Source organism: Enterococcus sp. ZQ21 (assembly GCF_030053755.1).
GTDB classification, from domain to species: Bacteria; Bacillota; Bacilli; order Lactobacillales; family Enterococcaceae; genus Enterococcus_B; species Enterococcus_B lactis.
On record NZ_CP125659.1, the window covers coordinates 30,283 to 56,025 of the forward strand.

The 25,743-nt window shown below is 33.9% G+C and carries 25 protein-coding genes and 3 pseudogenes; 16 read left to right on the top strand and 12 right to left on the bottom strand.

What is annotated here, in order from left to right:
* Positions 1-39 precede the first annotated feature (39 nt).
* From QK255_RS12735 to QK255_RS12745, 3 genes and pseudogenes are all read left to right on the top strand, one after another.
* Positions 40-1,146 (top strand): annotated as a pseudogene (locus QK255_RS12735) (IS4 family transposase).
* A gap of 321 nt (positions 1,147-1,467) precedes the next feature.
* Positions 1,468-1,677, top strand: a complete 210-nt coding sequence (locus QK255_RS12740; protein ID WP_002290357.1) for a DUF3173 domain-containing protein — start codon at positions 1,468-1,470, stop codon at positions 1,675-1,677.
* Positions 1,678-1,972: 295 nt separating this feature from the next.
* A pseudogene (locus QK255_RS12745) lies at positions 1,973-2,743 on the top strand (site-specific integrase); the annotation flags it as partial.
* 178 nt (positions 2,744-2,921) lie between these two features.
* On the opposite strand, the gene xerS reads toward QK255_RS12745, so the two are convergent.
* Positions 2,922-4,007, bottom strand: a complete 1,086-nt coding sequence (xerS, locus tag QK255_RS12750) for a tyrosine recombinase XerS (protein WP_002290352.1) — start codon at positions 4,005-4,007, stop codon at positions 2,922-2,924.
* 333 nt (positions 4,008-4,340) lie between these two features.
* On the opposite strand from xerS, the gene QK255_RS12755 reads away from it, so the two are divergent.
* Together QK255_RS12755 and QK255_RS12760 are read left to right on the top strand one after the other, a co-directional pair.
* The gene (locus QK255_RS12755; protein ID WP_002290351.1) at positions 4,341-4,574 is read left to right on the top strand and encodes an AbrB/MazE/SpoVT family DNA-binding domain-containing protein; all 234 of its coding nucleotides are present in this window, start codon (positions 4,341-4,343) and stop codon (positions 4,572-4,574) included.
* Entirely contained in the window at positions 4,571-4,978 is a 408-nt protein-coding gene (locus QK255_RS12760) for a type II toxin-antitoxin system death-on-curing family toxin (RefSeq protein WP_002329899.1), read from the top strand. The genes QK255_RS12755 and QK255_RS12760 overlap by 4 nt, the downstream gene beginning before the upstream one ends.
* Positions 4,979-5,428: 450 nt before the next feature.
* Here QK255_RS12760 and QK255_RS12765 read toward each other — a convergent pair whose 3' ends face one another.
* Positions 5,429-5,938: a hypothetical protein gene (locus tag QK255_RS12765; protein ID WP_002295345.1), complete on the bottom strand. Its 510-nt coding sequence runs from the start codon at positions 5,936-5,938 to the stop codon at positions 5,429-5,431.
* 115 nt (positions 5,939-6,053) lie between these two features.
* Here QK255_RS12765 and QK255_RS12770 point away from each other — a divergent pair.
* Positions 6,054-7,216 (top strand): IS3 family transposase gene (locus tag QK255_RS12770; RefSeq protein ID WP_086956687.1). Its coding sequence is split into 2 segments (ribosomal slippage): positions 6,054-6,330 and positions 6,330-7,216, totalling 1,164 coding nucleotides; the frame shifts between segments, so codons are not numbered across the junction.
* Positions 7,217-7,321: 105 nt separating this feature from the next.
* Here QK255_RS12770 and QK255_RS12775 read toward each other — a convergent pair.
* The 4 genes from QK255_RS12775 to QK255_RS12790 all read right to left on the bottom strand — a co-directional run bounded on the left by QK255_RS12775 (position 7,322) and on the right by QK255_RS12790 (position 9,886).
* Positions 7,322-7,555: a DUF302 domain-containing protein gene (locus QK255_RS12775; RefSeq protein WP_154507466.1), complete on the bottom strand. Its 234-nt coding sequence runs from the start codon at positions 7,553-7,555 to the stop codon at positions 7,322-7,324.
* Positions 7,556-7,965: 410 nt separating this feature from the next.
* Positions 7,966-8,730: an ABC transporter permease gene (locus QK255_RS12780; protein ID WP_002311027.1), complete on the bottom strand. Its 765-nt coding sequence runs from the start codon at positions 8,728-8,730 to the stop codon at positions 7,966-7,968.
* Positions 8,727-9,380 carry an ABC transporter ATP-binding protein gene (locus QK255_RS12785; RefSeq protein ID WP_002307505.1) on the bottom strand — a complete coding sequence of 218 codons (654 nt, stop codon included), beginning with the start codon at positions 9,378-9,380 and terminating at the stop codon, positions 8,727-8,729. The genes QK255_RS12780 and QK255_RS12785 overlap by 4 nt, the downstream gene beginning before the upstream one ends.
* Positions 9,381-9,463: 83 nt before the next feature.
* On the bottom strand, positions 9,464-9,886 hold the full coding sequence (locus tag QK255_RS12790) for a cupin domain-containing protein (protein WP_002307506.1): 423 nt from the start codon (positions 9,884-9,886) through the stop codon (positions 9,464-9,466).
* A 589-nt stretch (positions 9,887-10,475) separates the two neighbouring features.
* Here QK255_RS12790 and QK255_RS12795 point away from each other — a divergent pair.
* A complete protein-coding gene (locus tag QK255_RS12795) occupies positions 10,476-11,645 on the top strand; it encodes an IS256 family transposase (RefSeq protein ID WP_002329896.1) in 1,170 nt (389 codons plus the stop codon).
* Between the two features lie 58 nt (positions 11,646-11,703).
* On the opposite strand, the gene QK255_RS12800 is transcribed toward QK255_RS12795, so the two are convergent.
* Positions 11,704-12,000 carry a bacteriocin immunity protein gene (locus tag QK255_RS12800; RefSeq protein WP_002293180.1) on the bottom strand — a complete coding sequence of 99 codons (297 nt, stop codon included), beginning with the start codon at positions 11,998-12,000 and terminating at the stop codon, positions 11,704-11,706.
* A 59-nt stretch (positions 12,001-12,059) separates the two neighbouring features.
* Positions 12,060-12,584 carry an ATP-binding cassette domain-containing protein gene (locus QK255_RS12805; protein ID WP_002329895.1) on the bottom strand — a complete coding sequence of 175 codons (525 nt, stop codon included), beginning with the start codon at positions 12,582-12,584 and terminating at the stop codon, positions 12,060-12,062.
* A gap of 100 nt (positions 12,585-12,684) precedes the next feature.
* Between QK255_RS12805 and QK255_RS12810 the strand changes: the two genes are divergently transcribed.
* The 7 genes from QK255_RS12810 (at position 12,685) to QK255_RS12840 (ending at position 19,660) form a co-directional block, all read left to right on the top strand.
* A protein-coding gene (locus tag QK255_RS12810) for an IS3 family transposase (RefSeq protein WP_223493917.1) occupies positions 12,685-13,811 on the top strand; the annotation gives its coding sequence in 2 pieces (ribosomal slippage) (positions 12,685-12,913 and positions 12,913-13,811; 1,128 coding nt in all).
* A 369-nt stretch (positions 13,812-14,180) separates the two neighbouring features.
* Positions 14,181-14,594, top strand: coding sequence for an Hsp20/alpha crystallin family protein (locus QK255_RS12815; RefSeq protein WP_002292906.1), 414 nt, complete (start codon positions 14,181-14,183; stop codon positions 14,592-14,594).
* A gap of 136 nt (positions 14,595-14,730) precedes the next feature.
* Positions 14,731-14,991, top strand: coding sequence for a hypothetical protein (locus QK255_RS12820; RefSeq protein ID WP_080001472.1), 261 nt, complete (start codon positions 14,731-14,733; stop codon positions 14,989-14,991).
* A gap of 117 nt (positions 14,992-15,108) precedes the next feature.
* On the top strand, positions 15,109-15,414 hold the full coding sequence (locus QK255_RS12825; protein WP_025479026.1) for a hypothetical protein: 306 nt from the start codon (positions 15,109-15,111) through the stop codon (positions 15,412-15,414).
* A gap of 73 nt (positions 15,415-15,487) precedes the next feature.
* Positions 15,488-16,447 (top strand): IS30-like element IS6770 family transposase, encoded by a 960-nt coding sequence (locus tag QK255_RS12830; RefSeq protein WP_002362389.1) that lies wholly within the window; start codon positions 15,488-15,490, stop codon positions 16,445-16,447.
* A 436-nt stretch (positions 16,448-16,883) separates the two neighbouring features.
* Positions 16,884-18,068 carry an IS256-like element ISEfm2 family transposase gene (locus tag QK255_RS12835; protein ID WP_002329891.1) on the top strand — a complete coding sequence of 395 codons (1,185 nt, stop codon included), beginning with the start codon at positions 16,884-16,886 and terminating at the stop codon, positions 18,066-18,068.
* A gap of 161 nt (positions 18,069-18,229) precedes the next feature.
* A complete protein-coding gene (locus QK255_RS12840; protein ID WP_002292444.1) occupies positions 18,230-19,660 on the top strand; it encodes a hypothetical protein in 1,431 nt (476 codons plus the stop codon).
* Here QK255_RS12840 and QK255_RS12845 read toward each other — a convergent pair.
* From QK255_RS12845 to QK255_RS12860, 4 genes are all read right to left on the bottom strand, one after another.
* On the bottom strand, positions 19,657-20,217 hold the full coding sequence (locus QK255_RS12845) for a recombinase family protein (protein ID WP_002362392.1): 561 nt from the start codon (positions 20,215-20,217) through the stop codon (positions 19,657-19,659). The genes QK255_RS12840 and QK255_RS12845 overlap by 4 nt on opposite strands.
* A gap of 52 nt (positions 20,218-20,269) precedes the next feature.
* A protein-coding gene (locus QK255_RS12850; RefSeq protein WP_128721742.1) for an IS3 family transposase occupies positions 20,270-21,396 on the bottom strand; the annotation gives its coding sequence in 2 pieces (ribosomal slippage) (positions 20,270-21,168 and positions 21,168-21,396; 1,128 coding nt in all).
* A gap of 697 nt (positions 21,397-22,093) precedes the next feature.
* On the bottom strand, positions 22,094-24,208 hold the full coding sequence (gene clpL, locus QK255_RS12855; RefSeq protein ID WP_002293196.1) for an ATP-dependent protease ClpL: 2,115 nt from the start codon (positions 24,206-24,208) through the stop codon (positions 22,094-22,096).
* Positions 24,209-24,444: 236 nt separating this feature from the next.
* Complete coding sequence (locus QK255_RS12860; protein WP_080001477.1) at positions 24,445-24,681, bottom strand: helix-turn-helix domain-containing protein; 237 nt, start codon at positions 24,679-24,681, stop codon at positions 24,445-24,447.
* Between QK255_RS12860 and QK255_RS12865 the strand changes: the two genes are divergently transcribed.
* Both QK255_RS12865 and QK255_RS12870 read left to right on the top strand, forming a co-directional pair.
* Positions 24,644-25,147, top strand: coding sequence for a LexA family protein (locus QK255_RS12865; protein WP_283341635.1), 504 nt, complete (start codon positions 24,644-24,646; stop codon positions 25,145-25,147). The genes QK255_RS12860 and QK255_RS12865 overlap by 38 nt on opposite strands.
* 80 nt (positions 25,148-25,227) lie before the next feature.
* Positions 25,228-25,533, top strand: a pseudogene (locus tag QK255_RS12870) (DNA polymerase III subunit epsilon); the annotation flags it as partial.
* Positions 25,534-25,743 lie beyond the last annotated feature (210 nt).

Genomic DNA, 25,743 nt, shown 5'->3' on the forward strand with positions numbered 1-25,743 from the left:
TTGGATGACTTATCCAAGACCAATAAAAAGGACTCATACATGGATAAGTATAAAACAAATACAGCATTTAATAAATGGTTTTCTGCCATAAAATTAGGAAAACTTTCTGTCAACTCCCAAAAATGTATTTTTGATTACAATTCGTATCGTAAAAAACTGTCTTTTGAAGCTGTGCTCAAGCTCTTTCTCTACGCAGTTAATGAAGAAAAAGAAAGTTTGCGTGATTTGAGTACAGCTCTTATCGACCGATCGCTCCAACTAGAAACCGATGTGTCATCGATTAGTCATACCCAATTGTCTCGAGCATTTAATGCACTTGAACCTAAAGTGTTAGAAGAAATTTTTCAACAACTGTTAGAAAAAGTTCAACATCAAATCAAACCAACCAAGCGAAATCATCTGTATCTGATTGATTCCAGTACGTTTTCGCTTAGTTTAAAACGTCATAAGTGGGCGACTTTCCGTCAAACAAAATCAGGTGTCAAGTTACACTTAAACTATTGTTATATGGACGATACTACGATGTATCCAACTGATTTTACCTTAACAAATGCCCATGAACATGATCTCAATCAACTACCAGTATTGGTGAATCAACCAGAGGCAACTTACGTGTTTGATCGTGGGTATTAGGACTTTGAAAAGATGGATCAGATGCATTGGGATGGCTATTTCTTCGTCACTCGGATTAAAAAAAACACCAAAGTTCACGTGATAGATACTCTGGAAACATCGCCAGAAACAGAAATTCTACGAGACGAGCTGGTTCGTTTAGGATCTAAAACCTATCTAACCGCCAATTTCCGACTAGTCACTGTTCAAGATAAGAACGGACGTGTGTTTCAATTTATCACCAATCGAATGGACGTCTCTTCAAAAGAAATCTCTGATATGTATCACGCTCGTTGGCAAATCGAATTGTTTTTCAAGCACATCAAACAACACATGACCATTAAAACCTTCTTTTCTCAAAGTGAAAAAGGCGTGCAGAATCAATTGATTTTAACGATGATTTCCGCTCTCCTCACGTTTCTCATCAAATTGGAGACGAAAACGGAAAAATCAGTGTTCCAAATCAAACGATTCTTTCGTTATTTACTGTTTCAGCCCTTTGAATGTTGTCTAGAAAAATTAATTCCCACATGAGAAAAAAGAAATTTGGCTCGTTACTTTTGGTTTTCAGTTGAATAACAGATAAAAAATTTTCTGGAAAAAGTCATCCTCTGCGTCAGCACAGTTTTTTTTGACTTATTTTCAGAGGAAATAGTTTTCAGAATATTCTAAAATGTTTTATGCAACACTAGTGATATTTTTTAGAATTAGATTTCTAATGTGCATTTTTTGAGTATTAAGGAGCAAGTATACAAAGATTTATAAAGCTGATTAAATTTGAATAAAAATATGCAGGAACGCTACTATTTTTAGTAGTGTTCTTTTTTATATTTGAATAAAAAATGTGGTGGTTAAATGGTGGTTATAACAAAAAATGAATTAATGAAATTAGGTTATGGGAAGTATCAGTCTGAGAGAATCATACGACAGGCAAAAGCAATTATGGTTTCAAAAAGCTATACCTATTACGAAAATAGAAGATTAGGACTAGTACCTGTTGAATCTGTAGAAGAAGTTTTAGGTATGAAGATAGAGGTAGAGGAGGATTTTCAGAATCATGGTTAATTTTAAAAAAGATAAAAATGGGAAATATCATTTTACTGCTAGTTTGGGATTCGACAAACGAACAGGGAAAAGAGTACAAAAAAACGTAGAGGGGTTAAAACAGTTAAAGAAGAAAAAAAGCGTATACCGAACTTGTTTCTAATTATGGAAAAGAAGCAGAAACTTCTCAAAGTACTATGTTGTTTGAGGAGTTTTTTTATAAATTATTCCTACCTTATTATCAAGGGAAAGTAGAAGAAAGAACATATAAAAATCGGTTATCTACAATCAAAAAAACTTTTCTTATTTCTTTAAAATGGAGTTAAGAGAAATACGTCCAATTGACATTCAAAAGTGGCAAAATAATTTATTGAGCAAATATAAAAATTCTTATGTAAGAAACATGTATGGGATTTTTCAGATGTCATTAGATCGAGCAGTTGTTTTGGGACTACTTGAAAAAAATCCTGCAAAAGTTATTGGAAATGTGAAGAAAAGGAAAACTACAGTTGATTTTTGGACAAAAGAAGAATTTACAAAAGTTATTTCAACTTTTTATATTGATGATTTGTACCAACATTTTGGTTTTATTTGTATGTGGTTACTTTTTATGACCGTTATGCGTTTGGGAGAAGCCACTGCATTAACTTGGAAAGATATTGATTTTGAAAATAAAAACTTGCGTGTGAATAAAACACTCTATTATAAGAGAGCCAAAACCTATGAGTTTGTAGAACCCGAAACGGCTTCTAGTATTCGTACAATCGAACTAGACGACAATACAATTACCTTTTTAAAAGCTTGGAAGGAGCGTCAAGTTTCAATAGGAGGCATGTCGTTTGTACTTTCTTATAATGGAACACCTACTCAGAAATATACAATCCGTCATATTATGAGAAGACATGCAACGATCGTTGGTGTTCATATAATCCGCATACACGGATTAAGGCATAGTCATGCTTCTTTGCTTATATCACAATAAAAAGATGCACTTCGAATTAAAGAAAGGTTAAAACATGCTGATGTACAAACGACTTTAGGAACTTATGGTCATTTGTATCTAAATTCATTGAGAGAGATAACAAATGATCCCACAGATTATATCCAAACTAATTTTTCTAAAATCAAACCGACACCTATTTACGATAATAAAAAATAAATGATAAACAAAAGTAGGATCACACCAAAAGAAACACACTAGAAAAACTATAATACAGGCTTTTCTAGCGTGTTGTTTCTTATTTCCGCCTATTTATACATTATACTCATAAAGCATTTAATGCATCGATCGTAGCCGCATTGTCTATATGGGTATATAAAGTTGTTGTATTGGTACTTGAATGTCCCAATTGTTGGGCAGTTAATACCAATGAATTTGTCTGTTGGTAGAGTCTAGTAGCTAATGTATGACGCAGTTTGTGAGGGCTGACTTGAATTCTAAAGCCTTTTGAATATTTTGCTACCATCCGTTCGATTGCAATACCGGATATACGCTTGGCTTCTCCTTGGTAAATTGCTAGAAATAAAGCTTTTTCGTTTTCTGTTACTTTATATCGTTCTTTCCGAATAGCTAGATAATTAGCTAAATATTCCATTGCGAATGCTGCTATATTGACAGCATCTCTTTTATTTCCTTTTCTAGTTACTACCACATTATTCTTATCTAAAGATAGGTCATCTAAATTAATATTTATAACCTCGGAGAGTCTCAATCCAGATCCTAAAATCAGTGCATTGATCGCCAGGTCTCTTTCTACATCTCGTTGATAATAGATCAAAGCTCGTTTACTCAAAGTATTTTTATATTCATTGGCAATATAATCTAGATAATTTTGTGTATCCTTATCTAGAAATAATTTTTTCTCAATGGCATTGGCACGTGCAGCTAACGTAGTTTTATCTGTGATGGTTGCTACTTGATCCATAGGATTATTGTCTAAGTATGGTTTTCCTAGAGGATTATTGGAACTTTTCGAAAGATATTTAAATAGAACCTTTAATGCCGTGATATTTCTATTGATAGTAGAAGTAGATAGACCTAAGTTATTATTATCTTTGAGCTTAGTTTTTGTTGTCTCTTTTTTTACATTTTCTTTTGTGCGACGTTTCAAATGAGATTTGTACAAGTTTAGGTCATAGGCAGTTAACTGTCTTATCGAGGTGATAGAAGTATCAGGAACGATAGACTCACTCAGAAGCCATTCATAAAAGAGCTTATAATTTTTTAGATATTCTAAAGTGGTTCGAGGTGATTGATCTTTATCCTCACGATCTTGAACAAAATCTTTTATATAATCGGGCATATGAAGTATGATTGTATCTATTTTTTGATATATTTCTGTATTTTTCATGTCATTCATCCTTTCAATAAGTAGGGGAGAAGAGTATCTCTATAATTGGACTATACCAATTATAGAATGTTTTGTCAATTGGTATGCTCTAAAATTTATTAATTTGTTTCAAAAAAAGCATATAAACAGGTATACGTTTAATAATTTAAAATAAATGGTATACATAAATAGGGAAGGAAATAGAAGGGAGCAATCTAAATTTTTTGAATTTTCTTAATTAATTATATAGAAAGAACAATCTTTCTATAGAGTTAGACATGAGAGGGACTATGCTTGATTTAAAATCAACAAGCGTATATACTGTATATACAAAGAAAAAGGAGGGAGAAGACTATGGCAATTAAAGAAAGAAAATTTAGGGAAGTGGGGAACTCAGTAGTATTAACTATTTCAAAGGAGTTTCTTAAAGAAAATGGGTTAAATCCCGGAGATACGGTTTTTTTAGATGAAGAAAAACTTCGAGCGGCAATTACAAAAAAACAAGCCTTATCTGATGAAATTGATTTAGCAATATCTCAAGCATTAACTGAATATGATACTACTTTTAGAGAGCTTGTCGATAAATGAGTATTCATTACCTAGAAGCCAAAGATATTATAAAAATGAATGTAATCCAAATAAAAAAATACTCTCCTAATGAACCCCTTGGTGTAAAGGATGCGAATGCTTTAGAAATGTGTGTAGGGCAACTTCGAGCCTCAGCTTTTGGTGAAGAGGTTTATCCTTCGATTTATGAAAAAGCAGCTATCCTACTTATACAATTGATAAAGAAACATCCTTTTCACAATGCAAATAAACGTACTGCTTTCTTAGCTACTTTTGTCTTTTTGAAAATCAATGGACAGCTTTTAGCTATTGATCAAAAAGATGCTGTAAATTTAGCGGTATATATTGCTACGTATGATAAGGATTTCGATCAACTAAAATATGAAGTGATCAACACTATAAAGACACATACGCAGCCCATTTAAGGAGTTACTGTATGTGTCTTTATAGTGTTATTAGCTGCTATAGCGAAATAATTGAAGTAAATTACAAATAGCTATAATTCAAATCCAACTATATAGAAAACGTAAATTTTCTATATACTTGGATATGCTGGAATGTTTAAGAGAATAATTACATTTCTAGAAAATACAATAAAAATTACAGGATAATTAGCCATATCCTACCTCCTCTAGCAGTTGCTCAAAAGTTAGCACTAAGTAACTTCTTTTTTGTTGCTGGTAACAATTTATCAATACTAAAATAGCGTTTAAGTATCTAATAAATACTAATTTTAAAGCTCTTAATTATTATGAAACACGATATAACAATATTGCTATATCGTGCTATTGTAATATTATACATTTGAAGACAGCGTATTCTTGTTCTAATATCAGGAATTTTTTATAAATATCAGTCATATTAAGACTCAAAATTTATTGGTATGTTCCTCTGTATAGAGTTTGACCGTCTACCATTATATAGCAATTATTATCATTGTTGTCTTGCACCAATATACCGTTAAGGGTAGCACTAGGAGTAGTAACAATCACTGGAAACTCATGAGAAAGCTCGGTCATTTTTCCTGTTCTGCTAGAATCGTGTTCTATTGTCAAGCCATTTACTATAAACGTGAATACTTTACTTCCTATTGTTATAGTAGCTTTTTGAGAAACAGTTTCTGTAGCTGGAGCTGTGCTTCTTTCCGAATTTGTTAGGGTTTCACTGGATTCATTGCTATAAACAATTGTAGAGGATTCTACGGCTTCTTGAGTGTCCACGTTGGTGCTGCTAGCTTCATCTAGCTTCCTTTTGTATTGTTCGTTACTGATTGCTAAGCTTTCCCGTTGGTCATCAAGCTTATTCATTTCTGTAATGGTATAAAATAATCCTCCTGCTAGTGCTATATTAACAACTAAACTAACCGCAAATAATACCTTTTTCATTCTTCCTTCTCTTCTTTCTCTTTTTGTAATTCCTTACTTTTGGATAGGCTACAATTAACTAGACAGAAAAATTAAGGTGTGTAGACTAGAAGAAAACATACCAGGAGGAATTTTTATGTCTAAGAGAACACGAAGAACTTTTTCACAAGAATTCAAGCAACAAATCGTCAATCTTTACTTAGCTGGAAAGCCACGTGTAGAAATCATTCGAGAATATGAACTAACGGCTTCAGCATTTGACAAATGGGTAAAGCAATCTAAAACGAGTGGTTCATTCAAAGAAAAAGATAATCTTACGCCTGAACAAAAAGAATTGTTAGAACTACGTAAAAGAAACCAGCAATTAGAAATGGAAAATGATATTTTAAAGCAAGCAGCGCTGATATTCGGACGAAGAGACAAGTAATCGATGCGAATAAGCATCTTTACCCTATATCAGCGATGTGCAGAATATTAGGTCTATCACGTCAGTCCTATTATTATCAATCAAAACCAAAGAAAGACGAATCAGAACTTGAAGAAGTAGTCGCTGAAGAATTTATCCGCAGCCGAAAGGCCTACGGCTCAAGAAAAATAAAAAAAGCCTTATCAAAACGAGGCATTCAGATCAGCCGACGAAAAATTAGTAGAATCATGAAAAATAGAGGATTAAAATCGAGCTATACTGTTGCTTATTTTAAAGTACATCATTCTACTTGCAATGAAGCCAAAACGACAAACGTATTGAATCGTAAATTCTTAAGAGACAACCCATTAGAAGCGATCGTAACAGACTTGACTTATGTACGAGTCGGGAAAAAATGGAATTATGTCTGTTTCATTTTGGATCTGTTCAATCGAGAAATTCTCGGCTATTCTTGTGGAGAACATAAAGATGCCGTTCTAGTAAAAAAAGCATTTAGCCGTATCAAACAACCTCTGACAGAGGTTGAGATTTTTCATACTGATCGTGGAAAAGAGTTTGATAACCAAGCTATTGATGAATTATTAACAACTTTTGACATCAATCGATCATTGAGTCATAAAGGCTGTCCTTTTGATAATGCCGTAGCTGAATCAACTTATAAGTCGTTGAAAGTAGAATTTGTCTATCAATACACATTTGAAACCTTACAACAATTGGATTTGGAGTTATTTGACTATGTCAATTGGTGGAACCACCTTCGGTTGCACGGTACACTTGGCTACGAGACACCGGTTGGTTACCGTAACCAGAGATTGGCGCAGCGAATCCTTGATAATGAGCTCGGATGTGCTAACGCTAGCGAGGCAGTCTAACTTTAACTGTTAGCTCCTGCCGAAGATCGTCACATCCGAGGAGGCTCATTGTCAAGGACAATCGGAATAGCATACGGAAAGAAGTTCTGCACCTTATAAAATTTGTCAAAAAAACTGTTGCCATTCCACAACTTCAATACGTTTTTCCAATACTTCTTTTGCTTGTTTTGGATTACATACTTCTAATACCTCAAAATTTGTAGGGAAATCTAACCCTTTAGATTTAATTTTTTCTTTAAAATTAACTTGATACAATACACCAAATTCTCTTTCTTTGAGTTTCTCAATGAGTGCTTCTGTTGCCGCTTGGAATGATTTAGTTGTTTTAACTTCATACATAAAGTTCACTTATATTCCTCCATTTTTCATTTCATGTATATTTTGTGGAATCGACTTTTTTAGAATCTGCTTTGAATATTTTATCTATTAAAGCTTCTTTGATAATAGTGTCCATGATTTGGAATTCTTATTGGATAGAAATTTCTTTCTAGAACATGATTTCGTCGAAAGTTCTCATTGGTTGAGGATAGGCATGTTCAAAACAATCAGTCCGATATCCTTTTAATCCAGTTGCTGCACTATATAAAAAATTTCATCATAGTTTCGCCCTAGTCGTTCCAAAGATTCGATGACAAAAATATCCTTCTTCCTTAAAAAATGAAGTTCTTTTTGCAATTATTCTCGTGAGGTCTTCTTTTAACTACATAAAATTGTAACCACTGGTTTTAAGAGTAGTGTATCATCCCAAATCATATAATTAATTGACTGCGATTGTTATAAAACTCACGGTAAGCCATATAACTAGCAATAAATGAAGAAATCGCAGTAACTGAAATCAACATAAACATCACAACAATTTGGTAACGAATCGCTTGAACAGGATCAATTCCCGCAAAAATCAACCCTGACATCATACCTGGTAGGCTGACAAGTCCAACCGTTTTTGTTCGGTCAATAGAAGGAGCCATGCCCGTTTTGACGCTTTCTCTTACAATACTCATGGACGCTTGTTTTTTATTGGCTCCCAATGCCAATTTTTCCAATACCTGTTGGCGTTGGTCCGTAAATTTTGAATTCAAAGACCGATAGGTCACTCCAATCGCAGTCATGGCGTTGCTGGCAATCATGCCTGTAATTGGAACGATTTGGGAAGGGGTCCAGTCAATGACTCCTGAAAAAACAAGAATGAGTAAGGACAAGGCTGTTCCTACTCCAATAGCCGTCGTTGAAATTTTAAAAGAGCGGTTGATCCCCTCACTGCGTGTATGGGCGTTATAAGAAGCGTTGAACACAATGAACAAAACCATCGCTAAAGTGAGAAAGTTGTTATCCACTCGTAATACGTAGCTCAATACATATCCAATAAGGAATAATTGAACGACAGCGCGAATTCCCGCAATAAAAATGTCGTTTCCTAATCCCAATTTCTCTTTGTAATCAATCAACAAGGCAACTATCAAGAGGACAGAGGATAAAAGCAAAGAAAGATTACTGATTTCCAAATTGTTTGTCATTTCGATTCCTCCATTTTTCCACCTTTGATAGTAATCAGACGAGAAGCTTGGTCGATTTCTTCCTGGTTGTGAGTGACGGCCAACACCGTAGTTTGTTGGTCTTTCATCATGTCTCGGACTAAATCAAGGACAATCGCCCTGTTTTCTTGGTCCAATGAACTGGTAACTTCATCCAGGAGCAACACTTTCGGTTGATACATCAAATTTCGGACCAATGCAACCCGTTGTTTTTCCCCTCCTGATAGTTCCTTGACCTCTTTCGATAAGTAAGTTTCAGGTATTTGAACTCGTTCTAACAATTTTTTTGCACGTTCCCGATCAAATCCTTCTTCTCTTATGCGGGCAGGAAAAGACAAGTTCTCTTGAACTGTCTCATCGAATAGAGAAGCGTTTTGAAAGAAATAAGAGACTTCTTTTCTATACTCCACAGGATCGATTTTTTGCAGATCCGTACCTCGATAATAAATTTTTCCGGAAGTTGGGGAAAGCAGCGTACCAATTAATTTCAAAAGGGTACTTTTTCCACTTCCAGAAGGACCAGAAAAAACAATCACTTCCCCTTTGTTTACTGTAAAAGAGATATCTTGAAGGATTTGGTTTCCGTTTGCCTGAAAACCAACCTTCTCTAATTGAAACAATGAATCACTCATACCACTTCTCTCCTTTATAAAAAAGACCTGCACCAGTGGACCATCCATACGGGTGCAGGGCTTTTGTTTCATCCTAGTGTACCTCAGTGTTCGTTTGGATCGTTTTTGGCGTCTTCATGAGTAGGGTGAACCGTTCCTTCAAGGTGATCTGGACCAGCATAAATGGTATACAGTCTGAGCGGCTTATCACCGGTGTTTTCGATGTTGTGCCACATGTCCGCCGGAACAAATACGGCGTCATCATCCATCACTTTTTGTTGAACATGTAAGTTATCTTTAGAAGGCCCCATTTTACACACGCCTTCTCCTTCTTCAATACGGATAAATTGGTCAATGCCTTCGTGCACTTCCAAACCGATGTCATCGCCCGGTTGAATGGACATTACGGTGACTTGCAGTTTACTGCCTGTCCAAATGGTCGTCCGGTAATTATCATTTCCTGTGGTGGCGTCTTCAATATTAATGATATACGGCTTCTTCCCATGATCCTTGTAGTCTATTTCCATCTTCCATTCCTCCTAGTCTTTGTACTGAAACAATGATACCTACTTATTATTTATAATAATTCTAATTAATGGTACCACATCTAAAAATTCTATGCAAAAAAATTGGCTTTTTGGAGAGCGATTCTAAACAAAGACCATATAACGCGCAATTACAATTGGTACCCCTTAATCCTCAGCACATAAAGGAAAAAATATGGAATCAAAAAATAACCGATATGTACTCTGGTTATGACTTGAATTAGGGAGAATTTCAGAGACGACACATCATACTTTTTTAGTTTACACTTGTAAACTAACTAGCGTACATTAAGTTTATGCTCACTATCAAGCGTTGCCAATCCTTTAGACTCTTATCAATTTCGAAAGAAAGTAGCAAGGTTATTGATTGTGACTGTAAAAGTGGGGTGTTCCTATAAGCACATTAAACTATCTTCTCTAATTTATCATGCTATTAAATTCTGTTTTTTCATGAGAATTTTTGGATAGCGTAAAATATTTTGTGTAAATAGAAATTTTAGGTAGATAAAAAGAAAGTCCATTCTGTAAAATTAAAGTTACCACAACCGAAATTTTATAGGAGGACTTTCTCATGACTAATTTTACTACAGAAATTATGGAAACACTAATCAATAAAGGTGATTTGGATGACTTATTCCGTCGTCATCTAGAATTAGCTATCAATACACTGCTACAAGCTGAATTAACGGCTTTTCTTGATTATGAGAAATATAATCGCACTGGTTTTAATTCAGGTAATTCCCGAAATGGGAATTATTCTCGTTCATTTAAAACAGAGTTTGGAGAATTAAATTTGGCAATTCCTAGAGATAGAAACGGAGAGTTTTCTCAACAAACGTTGCCTGCTTATAAAAGAAGTAACGACTCTTTAGAAACCACCATTATCCAATTATTTCAAAAAGGAATCACTATGTCTGAAATCTCTGAGTTGATTGAAAAAATATATGGTCATTACTATACGCCACAAACCATTTCCAATATCACTCAAATAGTATCTGAAGATGTTGTTGCTTTTAAAGAAAGGTCCTTAGAATCCCAATACTCAATCATTTTTATGGATGCTACTCACATTCCTTTAAAAAGACAAACTGTCTCAAAAGAAGCTGTATATATTGTCATAGGTATCCGACTAGATGGGACCAAAGAGGTTCTTGGGTTTAGTATTGCTCCAACTGGGTCTTCGTATGTTTGGAAAGAAATACTTCAAGACTTAAAAGACCGTGGTTTAGAAGAGGTTTTATTAGTTGTAACTGATGGTTTAAGCGGCATTAACGATAGTATCCATAGTATTTATCCAAATGCTCAATTTCAACAATGTTGTGTCCATATCTCTAGAAACATTGCTCATAAGGTTCGTGTTAGTGACCGACAAGAAGTCTGTAATGATTTTAAATTGGTTTATCAAGCAGCTTCAAAAGAAGAAGCTATGAATCAAATAAGTTTTATGATAGATAAATGGAAAAAGCAGTATCCACGAGTAGTTAAATTACTCATGAATCCTGCTATATTAACCTTTTATAATTTTCCTCCATCAATCAGAAGAACCATTTATTCAACTAACTTGATTGAAGGTTTTAACAAACAATTAAAAAAATATACAAAAAGAAAAGAACAATTTCCTAATGAAGAATCTCTGGAGAGATTCTTAGTTTCTCAATTCAACAACTATAATCAGAAGTTTTTGTGTCGGATTCATAAAGGTTTTAAAGAAATACAAGATACATTAGAATCAATGTTTTAACTTAACCGACAGAATGGTTTTTTCCATTTACACATAATTCTTGACGCAACCGAAATTACTAATAACCATATCTTATATTAGATATAGACATCAATTCTTTTAATTTTTTTGATTGCTTTGCATTTAAAGATACACCGTCTTTTTTTATTGCATTTGATATTTCTAAATTCATACGACTTAAAATTAAAGGTACTGAAGTTCCTTCATTTTTCAGATTTCCAAGGTAGGTGTGCAATATCATTCGAAGGGAATCATTTCCTAAATCTGTCTCTAAATCATCTAATAATTCAGTAATAATTATTTCTGCTCTTTTGCTTCGATCATCTCCGCCAGAAAACCATTTTAAATTACTCATTTATTAATCCTCCTTAATTTTAATTTACTTTTAAATAATTTTATTATAATTTCTCGAAGTCACTTTTTATCTAAATCAATTATCAAATCGCACTTGTTTATTAAGTTAAGGTTATGGGATATCATTATTAATGTCTTATTAGAGTATGTTAATAACTTATCAAAAATTCGCATTTCAGTTTTAGAATCTAGAGCACTCGTAGCTTCATCTAACAATAAAACTTTACTTTCTGATAATAAAACTCTTGCTAGAGCTATTCTTTGCTTTTGACCACCTGATAAATTCGTTCTATTTTCTTCTAGATACGTATCAAGACCCAGAGGAAGCTCATTAATAAAACTCCACAAACAAGTATCTTTCAATACTTTATCAAATTCTTTTTCATTAGGGACACTTTCTAAACCTAAAACTAAATTATCTTTAATGGATCCACTCACAATAAAAGATTCTTGAGGAACATAAGTAATTAATTTACGTAAGTCTTTTCTATTAATATTTTCAATATTTTTCTCATTTATACAAATTTTCCCGCTATCTGGTACATAAAATCCAGCTAGAAGTTGTGCTAAAGTTGACTTTCCCACACCACTATCACCTTTTATTCCTGGTGTTAGTATCAAATCTTAGACAGCTTTTCGTAGAGACAAGAATAAATTAAACTTATCTACGAGAGGATGAATTTTTATGACCCGATATGAAGAAAATTTTAAACAAATGATTGTTGAACTGAATCAAACTGGACGTTCTGTTCAAGGGTTAGCGAAAGAATATGGCTTATCTGAAGCAACGATTTACAAATGGAAGAATTTATATTTACCTGATCAGTCCACAGGACTGACTGGAAAAGAAGTAGCTGAACTGAGAAAAGAAAATGCTCATTTAAATGAGGAACTTGAAATCTTAAAAAAAGCCGCAGCCATATTCTCTCGGAAAACCTAAATTCGCTTGTTCAATTTATTGAAAAATGGTGTAAGGATTACACTGTTTCTTTGTTGTGTCGGTTATTAGAAATCCCTAGAAGTGTCTATTATTTTTATAAGAATAAACCGTTGACAGCTACAGAAATCAGAAATAATAAGTTGAAAAAGAAGATTTCAACAATTTTTTTTACGAATAAACAACGCTATGGTGCCACAAAGATCCATCAAGTTTTATTAAAAGAAGGGATTTCAGTATCTCTTAAACATGTCCAAAAGCTAATGAAACAATTAAATTTAAGGTCGATTGTAGTTAAAAAATATAGACCTCAAAGGTCTAATAAACCGATCATTTCAAAAGAGAATCTCTTAAATCAGGACTTTTCTACTGAAACGATCTGTGAGAAATGGGCAGCTGACATTACGTACATTCCTACTAAGAAAAATGGTTGGTGTTACTTATCTTCAATCATGGATTTACACACGAAAAAAATTATTAGTTATACATTTTCAAAACGAATGACTGTGGATTGTGTCATTCAAACATTGAATAAAGCAAAAATACATTATCACATTCCAGAAGGAATGATTCTACACACTGACTTGGGCAGCCAATACACAGCAAGAGAAGTGGAACAATGGCTTAAAACCAACAAAATAAGGCATTCTTATAGTAGAAAAGGAACACCTTATGATAATGCTGGAATCGAATCTTTCCATGCCTCATTGAAAAAAGAAGAAGTCTACACGACTAGCTACTCAGATTTTGAAGAAGCAAATCGAGCGCTACTTAGCTACATTGAAGGATTTTATAACCGAAATCGAATCCATAGCTCGATTCACTATCTAACCCCACAGGAATTTGAAGAATTAGCAAAAGAAAAAATGGCTTAACCGTCTCTACTAAAATGTGTCCAAGATATTGACTCAAATCCACCTGCAATATCCAACCAATCCGACATATGTGATCCTCTCCTTCTTTTTTCTTACAAATCCAGTATAAAAGCTCACTAAAAAAATTAAGACATGAAATTTACAGCTTCAGCTAAAAAATGTGTACTAATGGAAGAGCAAAAAAAATTTTCATCTTTTTGCATAGATTGCTAAAATTCCTAAGCGTTATATAAGCAATGTTTCTCTTTTTGATATATAATTTTTTTATCATTTAAGAAAGGAGAATTCTAATGAAAACTTTAGATGCTATTGCATTAACTTTATTTTAACTTTATTAATAAAAAATACTTATTGAAAGGATGATTAAAAATGGCAAATGTACCTAGCATTCGCGACATGTTCCCTGATTTCAATGACGTGTTTAGTCCAGCATTCAATGATTTTTTAGGTGTTTCAAGTTATCCAAAAGTGGATTTAGTCGAAAATGAAAAGGAATACAAACTAACTGCTGATATGCCTGGCTATGACAAAGAAGACACGACAGTTGAATATTCAGATAATACTTTGACGATCTCCGCCAATCATGAGTCCCATACAGAAGATAAAGAAGATGGCAACTATGTACGGAAAGAAAGACATTCGGTCTCTTACAAACGTTCATTCTATCTTCCTAATGTTGATGAAGAAAAAATCACTGGAACCTTTAAAAACGGTGTGCTGAAATTAGTATTACCTAAAACAGCTCATCAGCCAAAAGAAACAAAAAAAATTGAGTTAAATTAGAACTTATCGCCTCTCGATGGATGAGGGGCGATTTTTATATATTTGGATAAGAACGAGTATGTTTAAATTTTCAAAATGAGCAAAAAAATATTTTGTTTTTACGATAAAGATGTTATGATCTCTCTTGGTAAAAAATATGGGAGTTGATCATTTGATTGTCTTAAGTAAACTTTTGTTTTGGACACCATTTATCATAATGACCAGTGCTTTCTTTTACTTATTCAAAAGGCCTAATAAATACTTACTCTTATCTGCTTGTCCGATGATCTATTTTATTCATAAGATTAGAGGATTTTATTATTACGACTCTGGTAGCTCATTGTTTTGCTACGAAATTGGCTTATTAGCTTCGGCCATCTTTTTCATATTTGTGTTAGAATATTTCAGAAAAAAATAAACTTCCAGTCAGTTTTGGCTGGAAGTTTTTTATTTGGTGCAGATCTTTTCAGCTGATATTCATACAAGTTGATCCATTTTTCTATTATTAAGTACATACCATTGTGACTCTTTGAATGTGGGGGAGAAAAAAATAAAAGGAGCTGGTATTTTGTTAGTTATGAGTAAAGCTTTGTTTTTACTTCCCTGCACGTTCATGTTTATTGTTTTATGTTATTTCAAAAGAAGAAAAAAATGGTGCTGGATCGATGTTCTACTATTCCTTCCCTTTTTCCCGCTTATTTATTTTCTTGAAGAAATATTGGATGATATGGCATGTGATTCTGCTTTTCTTTTTAGTCATTCATTGGGGTTTATGATCTCTCTTATGATCTTTGCCATTGTGCTATTTTTTTTGAATACGCGAATTGTAAAATTAAGTTAGAAAAATAAAAAGGCATTTATGGTACACTCAAATTGTATTTCCGACGAAAGAAAACAAAGGAGTGTAACCATAAATGACCTACAAACATCTTACCATAGACGAACTGACAATGATAGAATCATATTATCTTCAACATAATAAGCCGGTTGAAATCGCTAACCGAATGGGACGTGCTATACAAACTATTTATAGTGTAGTCAATAAGTTCAACCAAGGCAAGACTGCTCTTGATTATTGGCACCAGTATAAAGAAAATAAGAAAAAATGTGGGAGAAAAGTCATTCAATTACCTGCTCATGAAGTAGATTACATTAAAGAGAAAGTCACTCTTGGTTGGACGCCTGACGTCATTATCGGGCGAAAAGAAAGGCCTGTTTCATGCGGTATGAGAACACTTTATCGTTTATTTTCTAAAGGAATATTTGATATTGACACACTACCGATGAAAGGTAAAAGAAAACCCAATGGCCATCAGGAAAAACGGGGAAAACAACAGTATCAGCGCTCAATCCATGATCGACCTGATAATTATCCTGATTTCAATTCTGAGTTTGGTCACCTTGAAGGTGATACGATCGTTGGCATTCATCATAAAAGTGCCGTCATTACTTTAGTTGAAAGGTTATCTAAAGTCATTATCACGATTAAACCCAACGGCCGTAAGGCATTAGATATTGAAACTGCCCTTAATCAATGGTTTTCTCGCTTCCCTAAAAACTTCTTTAAATCTATTACGTTTGACTGTGGAAAAGAATTTTCTAACTGGAAAGCCATTAGTAACCAACATGATATTGATATATATTTTGCGGACCCTGGAACACCTTCTCAACGCCCATTAAACGAGAATTCTAACGGGATTCTGCGTCGTAATGGACTGCCGAAATCAATGGATTTTAGAGAAGTGAATCAGACATTTATTTCCAGTGTCAGCAATCAACGTAATCATATTCCAAGAAAATCATTGAATTACAGAACACCAATCGAAATATTTTTGAGCTATGTACAAGAAGCATTTTATTCTAGCTTAATTTGACAAATCATATGATATAATTACGTATTACAAGAATGAACAGAAAAAATTATTTAAGTATAAAGGAACAAAAAGATGGGACAATAGGCATTGGTACGATTTAGACCAAGAAAAGAAAACAAGCATACTGAAGTTGATGAAAAGACTTAATATCGACAAATCTCTATATTTTTCTATATATGGAATTGGATCAATGGATGTTCATGGAACTGGCACTATTAATCATATTGCATCAAATATTGGAATAGAATCAGCGTTACAAATACATGTATTGGAAAAACTATCATTTGTGATAACTTTAGATACTTTGAAAGTAATAAAAGAATTCTATAGATGTAACATCGAGAGAGTGTAAAATATTTTGTGTAAATAGAAAAAAGGAAGTCCCTTCTGTAGAATAGAGTTACCACAACACATTCACAGAAAAGAGGACTTCCATATGAACGATTTTACTACAGAAATTCTAAAGACTCTAGCGAACAAAGGCGATTTGAATGAATTATTCCGTGTCCATTTGGAAAAAGCAGTCAATACGCTTCTCAAAACGGAGTTAACGGCTTTCCTAGATTACGAAAAGTATGATCGCATTGGTTTTAACACGGGTAATTCTCGTAACGGCTCCTATGACCGTACGGTCAAGACCGAGTATGGGGAACTTCATCTCCAGATTCCGCGCGACCGCAATGGCGAGTTCAAGCAACAGACTGTTCCTGCTTATAGACGGACGAATGACACGTTAGAGGAGACCGTCATTCACCTCTTCCGAAAAGGTATTACCATGTCGGAAATCGCAGACTTGATTGAGAAAATGTATGGGCATCACTACACGCTCCAAACCATGTCCAACATGACTAAAGTGCTGACTGAGACTGAAGAAGTAAATGCATTTAAAGTTAGAACTCTAAATGATAAGTATGTCGCTATTTTCATGGATGCTACTTATATTCCTTTAAAACGGCAAACCGTCTCCAAAGAAGCAATCTATATTGCCATTGGTATACGAGAAGACGGCACTAAAGAAGTACTAAGTTATGCGATTGCTCCGACTGAATCGACCTACGTTTGGAATGAGTTGTTACAGGACATTTACTCCAGAGGGGTTCATGATGTCTTACTGTTTATTACCGATGGCTTAAAAGGCATGAAAGATACGATTCACCAGATTTATCCTAAAGCTAAATACCAACATTGCTGTGTTCACGTTTCCCGTAATATTGCTCATAAAGTACGTGTCAAAGATCGAAAAGAAATCTGTGATGATTTTAAGGCTGTTTATCAAGCTAGCTCAAAGGAAGAGGCAAATACCTTTTTAGGGAGTATGATTGAGAAGTGGCAGAAAACTTATCCTAAAGTGACGCAGTCACTGATAAAAAATCAAGATTTATTGACTTTTTATGAGTTTCCGCCTGGTATCCGCCGAAGCATTTACTCAACTAATTTAATCGAATCTTTCAATAAACAAATCAAGAAATACAGCCGCAGAAAAGATCAGTTTCAAAATGAAGAATCACTAGAGCGTTTCCTAGTATCCATCTTTGATACATACAATCAAAAATTCTTAAATAGAAGCCATAAAGGCTTCCAACAAGTGACGGATACATTAGCTTCAATGTTTACTGAGTAACCCATTATTTTGCAGAAGGACGAGTTATTTACACAAAATTATTGACGCTCCCAACATCGATGATTTGGATGATAATATTATATTAATGGAGGAAGCTTTTAAAAAGATAATTGAGTAATTATATTTACATTTTACAAATTTTATATAGGAGGAAAATAATTATGGATTCGGGATTTTTATGGAATATAACAAGTACAGTGTTGGCATTATTTATACCAATTGCTACATTTTTATTTGAAAATGAGAATGCTGTTGATTGGGATAAAATGGTAGTATTTGATCAAGTTATAAAAATAAAAAAACTGTCTTTTGGACTAATATTGTTAACATTGCCTTTACTTTTCTATCAAACAAATTCAGCAAGTAATGAGTTTTATAGAAAACTTAACTGTATAGTACTTCTTTTATATGTAATCGGCATAAGCTTATCTATTCTATCGTTAGTTAGGTGCTATTTTTGGATTATTAACAAGCGTACTTATTCAAAAAACAATTCTAGTGAAACCGTTAAATATAGAACAGAATGTAGGAAAAGATATATTAGTAACTTATCCAAGAATGAAGCTGTTCAGAAAGAAATATGGTCTCTCATATGGGATTCAGTGGATCAACATGGAGAGATAGAAGAAATCGATCTGATGGATATGTATATAGATCAATGTGAAGAAAATAAAGACTATGAAAAAAAATTAAAATTTATGTCTATCTTTTTCACTAGTATAGACATGAATAAATTTGATGAAATAAATACGTACAATACTATCGATTATGATGTTTATGAGCGTTTATCCAAATTTATTTATTCCGAAATAAAATGTGTGTATCTTGAAGGAAAGAATATAGATATAAAAAAAGTAAATGATTTTTTCGATATCTATACAAAAAACTCTATTTTTAATTGGAATTCTAGTAACAGATATAACCAATTCCTATCACAATTTTTAGAAGAATTATCTGGAGAAGAATATAGATTATTCCTAAATAATAATATTTTAAAATTAATATCTTATGCCAAGAAAGCTAATAGCCTATCTTTAGTAGATAACTTAGATAATCTTTTACCCGATAAACTTATTTATGATGAGAATGAAGATAATTCACAAAAACAAATAATTATATTTGAATTGTATTTAAAGTGGCTTAGCAGCCTGTCAGTGTCACCAGAAAGCAATGATGATGATAAATATTTTGCGAACAAACTGTTTCAATTTATATTTCCAGACTATTCTTCAATGCCATTTTTTACATTAATAAATTTTATGCTGTATGTTAAAGAACACTTAGGATATGATGATTTAGTAGAAATGATAAAGGCATATGATAAAGAACCTTATCCATTCAAAGGAATCAATACTGGTTCAGATATGGCTATGATTTCAGGCGAAACTGTAGAAGAAATTCTAGCTAATTACAAAGAACAAAATATAAAAACTCTGGAATTAATTAAAAAGAATATAAAATACTATGATCCTTTACTAGCGAATAAAGAAAATATTGATGAGTTATTAAATGCAATTGCTGATTCTGATGTTAGATCTCCTAGAATTGATGAGTTAAAAGAAGAAATTTTAATGTATAAAGAACTTTTTTAATTCATTTGATTACTGTTATACTCAATATCATTCTTAATTCTGTAAATAGTTTGTCTAGTAATATTGTAGTTTTTAGCAATTTTTGAAATAGCTATGCCCTCATTTAAATCCTTAACGATGTTTTCATAAACTAAACGTCGTTGAGGATTTTTTGTATCTGCACTATAGAGTTTTGGACGACCTTTATAGACGCCATTTGCTTTTGCAATTTTAATGCCTTGCGCCTGGCGTCGTTTAGATTCGGTACGCTCTTGCTCTGCAATCATGGCCAAAATTTGGATGATTAAATCTTTAATGAATTTATCCAAAAGAGGATTGCCAATTGCTTCAGCCATGATCGGTAGACTGGTGATGATCAGCTGCACGTTTTTCTTCTTTAGGTAATTGACTGAAGCAATGATTTCGTCGTAATTTCTTCCAAGTCGGTCGATTGCTTCGACAATAAAAATATCTTGGTCTCGGACAAACTCTAAAGCTTCCTGGAAAATCGGTCGATGAGTAATCGTTGCTCCAGATTGTTTCTCGATGAAAATTTTTTCTGCGCCGAACTTTTTCATTTCTTCAATTTGGATTTGAGTCAATATCTTGGACACATTTTAGTAGAGACGGTTAAGCCATTTTTTCTTTTGCTAATTCTTCAAATTCCTGTGGGGTTAGATAGTGAATCGAGCTATGGATTCGATTTCGGTTATAAAATCCTTCAATGTAGCTAAATAGCGCTCGATTTGCTTCTTCAAAATCTGAGTAGCTAGTCGTGTAGACTTCTTCTTTTTTCAATGAGGCATGGAAAGATTCGATTCCAGCATTATCATAAGGTGTTCCTTTTCTACTATAAGAATGCCTTATTTTGTTGGTTTTAAGCCATTGTTCCACTTCTCTTGCTGTGTATTGGCTGCCCAAGTCAGTGTCTAGAATCATTCCTTCTGGAATGTGATAATGTATTTTTGCTTTATTCAATGTTTGAATGACACAATCCACAGTCATTCGTTTTGAAAATGTATAACTAATAATTTTTTTCGTGTGTAAATCCATGATTGAAGATAAGTAACACCAACCATTTTTCTTAGTAGGAATGTACGTAATGTCAGCTGCCCATTTCTCACAGATCGTTTCAGTAGAAAAGTCCTGATTTAAGAGATTCTCTTTTGAAATGATCGGTTTATTAGACCTTTGAGGTCTATATTTTTTAACTACAATCGACCTTAAATTTAATTGTTTCATTAGCTTTTGGACATGTTTAAGAGATACTGAAATCCCTTCTTTTAATAAAACTTGATGGATCTTTGTGGCACCATAGCGTTGTTTATTCGTAAAAAAAATTGTTGAAATCTTCTTTTTCAACTTATTATTTCTGATTTCTGTAGCTGTCAACGGTTTATTCTTATAAAAATAATAGACACTTCTAGGGATTTCTAATAACCGACACAACAAAGAAACAGTGTAATCCTTACACCATTTTTCAATAAATTGAACAAGCGAATTTAGGTTTTCCGAGAGAATATGGCTGCGGCTTTTTTTAAGATTTCAAGTTCCTCATTTAAACGAGCATTTTCTTTTCTCAGTTCAGCTACTTCTTTTCCAGTCAGTCCTGTGGACTGATCAGGTAAATATAAATTCTTCCATTTGTGAATCGTTGCTTCAGATAAGCCATATTCTTTCGCTAACCCTCGAACAGAACGTCCAGTTTGATTCAGTTCAATAATCATTTGTTTAAAATTTTCTTCATATCGGGTCATAAAAATTCATCCTCTCGTAGATAAGTTTAATTTATTCTTGTCTCTACGAAAAGCTGTCTAAGATTTGATACTAACACCATTAAAAATGTGGGCACAATACCTAACAAACGTACTAAATATTTACATGGATGATCAACTTAATGAAAAACAGAATCGATTAAATAAATTAAATCAAATCGTAACAAATTGGCACAATTTATTGCCATCCAGTCATTTGGTAGAAGGTCTACACGGCGCTTTCCAACGTTTATCTGACAGAAACGGTGATCGTCCAAACAACATTCATATTCCACCTGTATACATTTTAAAGCCATAGGAAAAAGCCTAGTATCTATTGCTAGGCTCTTTTGTATACCTCTACACATTCATTTCCTTCTTCCAGCATTCATAAGACTCAACAGTTGCACTTTTTTTCATTCTCCTACAAATTCCACTAAACAACGACCACTTATAGTCATCCAAAATAGCAGTACCTACTCCCCCTAATCCTAAGAAAAACAGTAAAAGTAAATACAAAAATAGCATCATATTATATGTACGGAGGCATTTCATTTACACAAGATTCTTGACGCTACCCATATTACTCAATAGATTAATATCAAATGGTGAAAATCAACGAAAAAAGGAGATCTATCAAGCAATCTCCTTCCCAATAAATCTCCTCTTATATAAAGTTATTTATGAACACTGATTTAAGCTAAGCTGCCGATATCACAATCTCATCATCCACTAAATCAGCCTTCAAGTTTTTGACATCTAAGTGGTCAAGGTAGAAATCCGTTACCTTATCACGAATTTGTCGTTCAATTACTCGCCGTAATGGCCGCGCACCCATTGCTTCATCATAGCCTTGTTCCATCAGCCAATCTTTAGCCGCTTTAGTTACCTCAAGTTTGATGGATTTTTTGGCTAAAGTTTTTTGTACATCCGCCAACATCAAATCGACAATTTGACTTAAGTCTTGCTTAGTCAGATGTGAAAATTCCACGATTCCATTAAAACGGTTCAGAAATTCTGGGCGGAAAAATGGTGCTAACTTATCCATTAATGACTGATCTCGTTGCTTGTCACCACTTAATGCTTCATTACCAAAGCCAGCATTAGAAGTAGCAATAATAATCGTATTTTTGAAATTAATGACATTGCCTTGTCCATCCGTTAAGCGCCCATCATCCATCACTTGTAACAGTAACGTTAATACTTGTGGATGAGCCTTTTCAATTTCATCTAATAATACAATGGAATATGGATTACGCCGAACCCGTTCAGTTAGAGTATTAGCATTATCTTCATAGCCTACGTATCCAGCCGAGGTACCAATTAATTTCGACACAGCTGTACGATCAGCATATTCACTCATATCTAGCCGAATAATCGCATTTTCATTTCCAAACATATCTAAGGCTAATTGCTTAGCTAATTCAGTCTTTCCTACGCCAGTTGGGCCCACAAACAGAAAACTTCCAATCGGCTGATCACCCTCTGAAAAGCCCGCACGGTTACGCCGAATTGCTCTTGCTACCATTTCAACCGCTTCATCTTGACCGATTACCTTACTTTTCAGACGCTTATCAAGATTTTTCAAGCGCTCAATATCATTAGCGCCCATATCAGAAACTGGTATACCAGTTAAACGTTCAACCGATTGTGCCACATCATCAATCGTGGCAGTGATTTTTTCTTTTTGATCCGTTTCTTTAATTTTTTGCTTGGTTTCCTCGATCGACTTCTTGATATCAGCGGCTTTTGTAAAGTCCTCCGCTTTAATGGCGGCCTCCTTAGCTGCCTCTAATTTTTTAAGGCGTTGATCCAATGTCTCAACATCAGTTTGCGAATTTTTAGACGCTAAATGAGCCGCAGTCATGTCGATCAAATCGATAGCTTTATCTGGCAAAGTGCGTTGTGGTATATATTGGATTGAATAATCCACAGCCGCCTTCAAAACATCATCTGGTAATACAACATGATGATGTTTTTCGTACAGCTCTTTAACACCTTGTAATATACGTAAAGTGTCAGCGGCAGTCGGTTCATTAATCACAACATCATTGAATCGCCGTGCCAAAGCCGCATTTTTCAAAATAGTATTGCGATATTCATCTTGAGTCGTAGCCCCGATTACACTCAGCTCGCCACGTGACAAAGCAGGTTTAATGATATCAGCCAATCCTTTGCCACCATCTTCACCACCAGTGGCACCCGTGCCGAGAATCTGATGAATTTCATCGAAGAATAGAATAATATTACCAGCTGCTTTAACTTCCTCTACCAGCTGTTTAATATTTTCTTCAAAAGAACCGCGATATTGAGTTCCCGCTTCCAAAGACGATAAATCAATCGAATAGATTTCTTTATCTTGAATCGTTTCTGGAACTTTACCAGCCACAATTGCCTGTGCCAGACCTTCGACGACTGCAGTTTTACCTACACCGGCATCACCAACTAAGATTGCATTATTTTTCGTTCTACGACTCAAAATTTCTGCAGTTTCTTGAATCTCTTTCTCACGTCCAATCACTGGATCTAGTAATCCATCACGAGCCTGTTCCGTCAAATTAGTCCCTAACTTTTCTAAAATCCCTCCTTTTTTAACAGCCTGTTTACCATCTTTAGATACTTCTATTGTTTTATTATTTTGGGGTAGCTTACCAGTTGCTCGGTATTGAGCAAACTCATCCGGTGTCAACGATTGTCCATTAACTAAATACCGTGCACGCTCCGAATTTTGATTATTCATGCGCCGAAATAATTGATTGAAAACATCATCCATATCATTGTTGAAAAAAGGATCATTTCCGTAAAAATTTGCCATATTACAACACCCCCATAAAAATTTATATGTGTAACTTAGTGACCATAATATCCTTTAAAACTATAACTGAATTGTATCACAATTTTTATGTATCGCTAAGTAAGGTGCTTATAGAATCAATTAGAAATAATTAGGATAATTTTGTTTAAACAATAGTAAAGAAGTGTTAAGCGTATCAGACTAAGACTTTGCTTTTTCGTGGGCTTCGATTGCCAGAACGTCCTTTGAAACTTCGTTCAATTCATTACCTCATTTCTTTTATTATTTATGATACGGATTAAAGCGTACTCTTTGCCCAAAAAAAAATTGTTAATAGGAACTTGATACAGATTAGACAGCTCATTTAAAAGAGAAAATGGAATATCAGAACTATCTATTTCATATTTGGACAACGTTTGAAAATGCACATCAGCAGCTTTAGCGGCTTCTTTGCTAGTGAATCCAGCATTAACGCGCGCTGCCTTTAACGACATAGCAGATTGTTTTGGCGTATTGAAGTCTACGATTGATCCGCGGTATGGCGAGATACCGAAAAATTTAATACCTGTTAAAAAATATAGACAGATTCCTGTTTTGGGAGAAATTGCTTGTGGAGATCCTATTTTAGCTGAAGAAAATATTGAAGAATATAGAGAAGAGATAGACGAAAACTTGCCCACTGGTGAAGTCTTTTATTTAAAAATCAGAGGTAATAGCATGGTTCCTACAATCCCTTCTGATAGTTACGTGTTGATTCGAAGACAACCAGTTGTGGAAGATGGAGAAATTGCACCAGTTATAGTAAACGGCGACTCTGAAGCGACTCTCAAAAGAGTTAAACATGTTAATGATGTTGTAATGCTAATGCCCGATAATAATGATTATCATCCTTATATCATTGATGAAAATAATCCAGCAAGAATTTTGGGTAAAGCGGCAAAAGTAAGTTTTGACCTATAAAAAATACCCCATTCGCAGTTGGAGCTGCGGCTAGGGTTCTCATTTCCGAGACTGTGTATATTATTATATCAGAGATGGGGATGAAAAATGAAAATATTGTACGAATATTATTACTTTCAATAGGCGCTTTTCTTGTATTTATAGGTTTATTTGGTGGAATCATAGCAAGTGGAGATTTTTTATCAGGTGGATTTTCTGTCGTGGTAGGAATTCTTTTCTTGAGTTTTTCTCATAAAATGAAAGAAATCATCAAAGAACAAACGATAGAAAAAAATGAAGATGCTACTATTCAAAACCTTGATAAAGAAAACGTTATCGAAAACAAAATAGATATTGATGATTTGATTAAAAAATCAGTAAATATAACCGATCCTACCCCTCCCTCGAATTGTATGATCAACTTATTCTACCATTTTATTAATTAATTTGAAAATCTAATAAAAACTCTCACTCTAAAAGAGTGAGAGACTGCAAATTAGAGTACGGACTTTTTTGGAGTTCCGTTCCTTAATATTAACAAATGAATAAAATCCTTACAACATTTGAGAATAACTTATCAGTAGACACTTACAAAATATTCTCATACTATTTCCTCC

Excerpts from the sequence above, each read along its gene's own strand:
- QK255_RS12740 (WP_002290357.1), top strand. The coding sequence starts at position 1,468 with ATGGTGGTTATAACAAAAAATGAATTAATGAAATTAGGTTATGGGAAG.
- xerS (WP_002290352.1), bottom strand. The coding sequence starts at position 4,007 with ATGAAAAATACAGAAATATATCAAAAAATAGATACAATCATACTTCAT.
- QK255_RS12755 (WP_002290351.1), top strand. The coding sequence starts at position 4,341 with ATGGCAATTAAAGAAAGAAAATTTAGGGAAGTGGGGAACTCAGTAGTA.
- QK255_RS12760 (WP_002329899.1), top strand. The coding sequence starts at position 4,571 with ATGAGTATTCATTACCTAGAAGCCAAAGATATTATAAAAATGAATGTA.
- QK255_RS12765 (WP_002295345.1), bottom strand. The coding sequence starts at position 5,938 with ATGAAAAAGGTATTATTTGCGGTTAGTTTAGTTGTTAATATAGCACTA.
- QK255_RS12775 (WP_154507466.1), bottom strand. The coding sequence starts at position 7,555 with ATGTATGAAGTTAAAACAACTAAATCATTCCAAGCGGCAACAGAAGCA.
- QK255_RS12780 (WP_002311027.1), bottom strand. The coding sequence starts at position 8,730 with ATGACAAACAATTTGGAAATCAGTAATCTTTCTTTGCTTTTATCCTCT.
- QK255_RS12785 (WP_002307505.1), bottom strand. The coding sequence starts at position 9,380 with ATGAGTGATTCATTGTTTCAATTAGAGAAGGTTGGTTTTCAGGCAAAC.
- QK255_RS12790 (WP_002307506.1), bottom strand. The coding sequence starts at position 9,886 with ATGGAAATAGACTACAAGGATCATGGGAAGAAGCCGTATATCATTAAT.
- QK255_RS12795 (WP_002329896.1), top strand. The coding sequence starts at position 10,476 with ATGACTAATTTTACTACAGAAATTATGGAAACACTAATCAATAAAGGT.
- QK255_RS12800 (WP_002293180.1), bottom strand. The coding sequence starts at position 12,000 with ATGAGTAATTTAAAATGGTTTTCTGGCGGAGATGATCGAAGCAAAAGA.
- QK255_RS12815 (WP_002292906.1), top strand. The coding sequence starts at position 14,181 with ATGGCAAATGTACCTAGCATTCGCGACATGTTCCCTGATTTCAATGAC.
- QK255_RS12820 (WP_080001472.1), top strand. The coding sequence starts at position 14,731 with ATGGGAGTTGATCATTTGATTGTCTTAAGTAAACTTTTGTTTTGGACA.
- QK255_RS12830 (WP_002362389.1), top strand. The coding sequence starts at position 15,488 with ATGACCTACAAACATCTTACCATAGACGAACTGACAATGATAGAATCA.
- QK255_RS12835 (WP_002329891.1), top strand. The coding sequence starts at position 16,884 with ATGAACGATTTTACTACAGAAATTCTAAAGACTCTAGCGAACAAAGGC.
- QK255_RS12840 (WP_002292444.1), top strand. The coding sequence starts at position 18,230 with ATGGATTCGGGATTTTTATGGAATATAACAAGTACAGTGTTGGCATTA.
- QK255_RS12845 (WP_002362392.1), bottom strand. The coding sequence starts at position 20,217 with ATGAAAAAGTTCGGCGCAGAAAAAATTTTCATCGAGAAACAATCTGGA.
- clpL (WP_002293196.1), bottom strand. The coding sequence starts at position 24,208 with ATGGCAAATTTTTACGGAAATGATCCTTTTTTCAACAATGATATGGAT.
- QK255_RS12860 (WP_080001477.1), bottom strand. The coding sequence starts at position 24,681 with ATGTCGTTAAAGGCAGCGCGCGTTAATGCTGGATTCACTAGCAAAGAA.